Below are 5,086 nucleotides of genomic sequence, written 5' to 3' on the forward strand. Positions count from 1 at the left end.
GGGACGTGCCGGCGGCGCTGGGGCGGCCGGCTCAGCGGGGCGCGCGCCGATCGGGCCGCCCGCTCGCCCCAGTTCCGCGACGGCACCTTCCACAACCGGGCCGGCACCCGCACCATGGTCGCCGAGCCGGGGCGCAACCTGCTCCGCGAGCTGATCTTCGGCAAGCAGAAGCGCCGCCCGACCGCGCCGGTGCCGCTGCTGCGTCCCAGCGCGTCGGCGCTGCCCGGGACCGCCGACGCGGAGGCCGCCGACACCGCCGACGAACTCGCCATCGTCTGGTACGGCCACGCCTCCACCCTGATCGAGATCGAGGGTCGGCGGGTGCTGCTCGACCCGGTGTGGAGCGACAGGTGCTCGCCCTCGGCCCTGGTCGGCCCGCGCCGGCTGCACGAGCCGCCGGTCCGCATCGACGAGCTGCCCCCGCTGGACGCCATCCTGATCTCGCACGACCACTACGACCACCTGGACATGGCCACCGTGCGGGCGCTGCTCGCCGGCAGTCCGCGCCGTTCCTGGTGCCGCTCGGCGTGGGCGCGCACCTGGACCGCTGGGGCGTACCGGCCGAGCGGATCGTCGAGCTGGACTGGTCCGAGTCGCACCAGGTCGCCGGGCTGGAGATCACCGCCACCGCCGCGCAGCACTTCTCCGGTCGAGGGTTGCGCCGCGACGGCACGCTCTGGAGTTCGTGGGTGGTGGCCGGAGCGCGCCGTACGGTCTTCTACACCGGCGACTCCGGCTACTTCGACGGGTACGCGGAGATCGGCGCCGAGCACGGGCCGTTCGACGTGACGCTGATGCAGATCGGCGCGTACGACCGGGCCTGGCCGACGATCCACATGTTCCCCGAGGAGGCGGTCAGCGCCCACCTCGACCTGCGCGGCGGGTTGTTCGTGCCGGTGCACTGGGCGACGTTCAACCTGGCTCTGCACGACTGGTCCGAGCCGGTCGACCGGCTGTGGGCCGAGGCGAAGGCCCGCGACGTGCGGCTCGCCGTGCCCCGTCCCGGCGAGCGGGTGGTGGTCGACGAACCGCCCGCCGTCGACGGTTGGTGGCAGGCCGTCGCCTGAGTCGTCGGGTCGGCGCGGCCGGGCCTGAGTCGTCGGGTCGGCGCGGCCGGGCCTGAGTCGTCGGGTCGGCGCGGCCTGAGCGCGGTCAGAGCACGAAGGCGTCGGTCCAGAGCGCGCCGGACCGGCCGGAGAGGGCGTCCAGCATCGCCACCGCCTGACCGTCGGTGAGCTGCGCGACGAAGTCCACGATGGCCCGTCCCCGGGCCCGGGCGACCCGGTCCGGGGTGCGCGGGTGCAGCTCCGCCTCGGCCAGCTCGACCAGGTCGTGCAGCCGGCGGGGCAACCGGGACTCCTCCGCCGGGTCGAGCAGCCACTCCCAGAGCGCCTCCACCAGGGTGCCCAGCAGCCGGGCCTGGCCGCGCTGGTGCAGGGCCAGATCCGGCCGGGCCAGCACGAACCGGTGGTGGACGAACTTGAGCACCTGCACCTCGTGCCACTGCGCGCAGCCCAGCAACACGTGCCCGGAGCGCACCGACGGCTGTTCGGTGACCGTGATCGCCTCGACGAAGCGGGTGGACCAGCGGGCGGAGAACCGGGCCACGTACTGCTCGGCCTCGATCGAGCCGTCGAACGGCATCGCGAGCAGCCCGTCGACCAGTTCCTCCCGGACGTGCTCGACGGCGGCGGCGAACGCGTCGTCGTCGGCGATCCAGGCGTCCTTGCGGTGCAGTTGCCGCCGCAACCGTTCGATCGCCGCCCCGGGCCGCCGGGCCGCGGTGGCCAGCGCCGCGTCGGTGATGGCCCGGAGCTGCCCGCTCTCACGCTGCCAGGCCATCAACTCCGCGGAGACCGAGCCCTGCTGGAGCACACCGACCCGGTAGAAGTCCTCCACGTCGTGGATGGCGTACGCGATGTCGTCGGCGGTGTCCATCACCGACGCCTCCACGGTCTGCTGCCAGTCCGGGATGCGGCCGGCGAACGGCTCCCGGGCCTGCCGCAGGTCGTCCAGCTCGGTCCGGTACGCGCCGAACTTCGACGAGCCGCTCTCCGGGTCGTCCGGCGGCGGGGTGGCGCCGCGCGGCGGCGGGTCCATGGTGCGGGGGTGCGGATCGGGGTGGTCCAACCGGGTCCACGGATATTTCAGCATCGCCGCGCGGACCGCGGCGGTCAGGTCCAGCCCGGTGGTGGCCGCCCCCCTGATCTCGGTGCTGGTGACGATCCGGTACGACTGCGCGTTGCCCTCGAAACCGTCGGGGAGGCCGAGGCGCTGGCGGGCGAGCCGGTCCAGCACCCGCTCCCCCAGGTGGCCGAACGGTGGGTGGCCGAGGTCGTGGGCGAGCGCCGCCGCCTCCACCACGTCGGGGTCGAGGCCGCCGAGCTTGTCCAGCAGGTCACGCCACCGCTCGTCGGCGGTCAACCGCTCGGCCACCGCCCGGGCCACCTGCGCGACCTTCAGGCTGTGGGTGAGCCGGTTGTGCACCAGCAGCCCGGAGCCGACCGGGCTGATCACCTGGGTGACGCCGCCGAGGCGGGCGAAGAACGGCGAGCCGACGATCCGGTCCCGGTCGGCGCGGAACGGGTTGGCCGTCAGGTCGCCGAGGGCCCGGGCGCTGCCGCCGAAGAGCCGCCGGGCACGCGGCTCCGCGGGTGTTTCCATGATCGCCACGCTAGCGCAGGCCGGGCGGGACCGCCGTCGGGTCACCCGGCCGGGCGCGGCGACAGCGACCGGGGCCGCCCGGCAGAATGCAGACGGTACCCGCTCTTGAAGGCGGATCGAGTCGAAGGCGGATCGAGATCGTGACCCAGTCTGTTCATCAGCGGATCGCCGACGAGCTCGGCGTGGCCGAGCGTCAGGTGCGGGCGGCCGTGGAGCTGCTCGACGGCGGCGCCACAGTGCCGTTCATCGCCCGCTACCGCAAGGAGGCCACCGGCCTGCTCGACGACACCCAGCTGCGCACCCTGGAGGAGCGGCTGCGCTACCTGCGCGAGCTGGACGAGCGGCGGGCCGCGGTGCTGGAGTCGATCCGCACCCAGGGCAAGCTCGACGAGGCCCTGGAAGCGCAGATCATGGCCGCGGACTCGAAGTCCCGGCTGGAGGACATCTACCTGCCGTACAAACCCAAGCGGCGGACCCGGGCGCAGATCGCCCGCGAGGCCGGGTTGGCGCCGTTGGCCGAGTCGCTGCTGGCCGACCCGACCCAGGACCCGAAGGCCACCGCCGCCGGGTTCGTCGACGGGGAGAAGGGCGTCGCCGACGCCGCCGCCGCGCTGGAGGGCGCGCGGGCGATCCTGATCGAGACCTTCGCCGAGGACGCCGACCTGATCGGCACACTGCGCGAGCAGATGTGGTCGCGGGGCCGGCTGGTTTCCCGGGTACGCGAGGGTCAGGAGTCGGCCGGGGCCAAGTTCGCCGACTACTTCGACTTCTCCGAGCCGTACCCGAAGTTGCCCTCGCACCGGATCCTGGCGATGTTCCGGGGCGAGAAGGAGGGCGTGCTCGACCTGACCATGGAGCCCGAGGAGGCCGGCGAGTCCGACGCCGTACCGACCGGCCCGACCCGGTACGAGGCGGCCATCGCCGGCCGGTTCGGGGTGTCCGACGCGGGCCGCCCGGCCGACCGCTGGCTGGCCGACACGGTCCGCTGGGCGTGGCGTACCCGGATCCTCATCCATCTCGGCGCGGACCTGCGGATGCGGCTGTGGCAGGCGGCCGAGGAGGAGGCGGTCCGGGTCTTCGCCACCAACCTGCGCGACCTGCTGCTCGCCGCGCCGGCCGGCACCCGAGCCACCATGGGCCTGGACCCGGGCCTGCGGACCGGCGTGAAGGTGGCGGTGGTCGACGCCACCGGCAAGGTGCTCGCCACCGACACCATCTACCCGCACGAGCCGCGCCGGCAGTGGGACGCGTCGGTGGAGACTCTCGCCCGGCTGGCCGGGGCGCACGGGGTGGAGCTGATCGCGATCGGCAACGGCACCGCGTCCCGGGAGACCGACAAGCTCGCCGGTGACCTCATCGCCCGGCACCCGCAGCTCAACCTGACCAAGGTGATGGTCTCCGAGGCCGGCGCGTCGGTCTACTCCGCGTCCGCGTACGCCTCGCAGGAGCTGCCCGGGATGGACGTGTCGCTGCGCGGCGCGGTCTCCATCGCCCGCCGCCTCCAGGACCCGCTCGCCGAGCTGGTCAAGATCGACCCGCGCTCGATCGGCGTCGGCCAGTACCAGCACGACCTGTCCGAGGTGAAGCTGTCCCGGTCGCTGGACGCGGTGGTGGAGGACTGCGTCAACGCGGTCGGGGTGGACGTGAACACCGCCTCCGCGCCGCTGCTGACCCGGGTCTCCGGGATCGGCGCCGGCCTGGCCGAGAACATCGTGCTGCACCGGGACGCCAACGGGCCGTTCCGCTCGCGCACCGAGCTGAAGAAGGTGGCTCGGCTCGGCCCGAAGGCGTTCGAGCAGTGCGCGGGCTTCCTGCGCATTCCCGGCGGCGACGACCCGCTGGACTCCTCCAGCGTGCACCCGGAGGCGTACCCGGTGGTGCGCCGGATCCTCGCCAGCACCGGGCAGGATCTGCGCTCGGTGATCGGCAGGAGCAGCATCCTGCGCGGGCTGCGGGCCACCGACTTCGTGGACGACCGGTTCGGCCTGCCCACCGTCACCGACATCCTCGCCGAGCTGGAGAAGCCGGGCCGTGACCCCCGCCCGGAGTTCCGCACCGCCACCTTCGTCGAGGGGGTGGAGAAGATCAGCGACCTGACCCCGGGCATGGTGCTGGAGGGTGTGGTCACCAACGTGGCCGCGTTCGGCGCGTTCGTCGACGTCGGGGTGCACCAGGACGGCCTGGTGCACGTCTCGGCGATGTCCCGGACCTTCGTGAAGGACCCGCGCGAGGTGGTGAAGTCCGGTGACGTGGTCAAGGTGCGGGTGCTCGACGTGGACGTACCCCGCAAGCGCATCTCGCTGACCCTGCGCCTGGAGGACGAGGCCTGGTGCACGTCTCGGCGATGTCCCGGACCTTCGTGAAGGACCCGCGCGAGGTGGTGAAGTCCGGTGACGTGGTCAAGGTGCGGGTGCTCGACGTG

Annotated in this window: 2 protein-coding genes and 2 pseudogenes; 3 read left to right on the top strand and 1 reads right to left on the bottom strand. The window is 73.3% G+C overall.

Translation table 11 applies throughout. The annotated features are described in order from the left end of the window. A pseudogene (locus tag JM949_RS33310) lies at positions 1-1,067 on the top strand (MBL fold metallo-hydrolase); the annotation flags it as partial. A gap of 85 nt (positions 1,068-1,152) precedes the next feature. On the opposite strand, the gene JM949_RS33315 reads toward JM949_RS33310, so the two are convergent. After that, positions 1,153-2,664, bottom strand: coding sequence for a deoxyguanosinetriphosphate triphosphohydrolase family protein (locus JM949_RS33315; protein ID WP_203152024.1), 1,512 nt, complete (start codon positions 2,662-2,664; stop codon positions 1,153-1,155). Positions 2,665-2,804: 140 nt separating this feature from the next. On the opposite strand from JM949_RS33315, the pseudogene JM949_RS33320 reads away from it, so the two are divergent. After that, positions 2,805-4,985: pseudogene (locus JM949_RS33320) on the top strand (Tex family protein); the annotation flags it as partial. Positions 4,986-5,008: 23 nt separating this feature from the next. After that, positions 5,009-5,086, top strand: a 78-nt coding sequence (locus tag JM949_RS40085) for a hypothetical protein (protein ID WP_407664869.1), incomplete at its 3' end; no start/stop codon positions are given.

Source organism: Micromonospora tarensis (genome assembly GCF_016803395.1).
Lineage (GTDB): Bacteria > Actinomycetota > Actinomycetes > Mycobacteriales > Micromonosporaceae > Micromonospora > Micromonospora tarensis.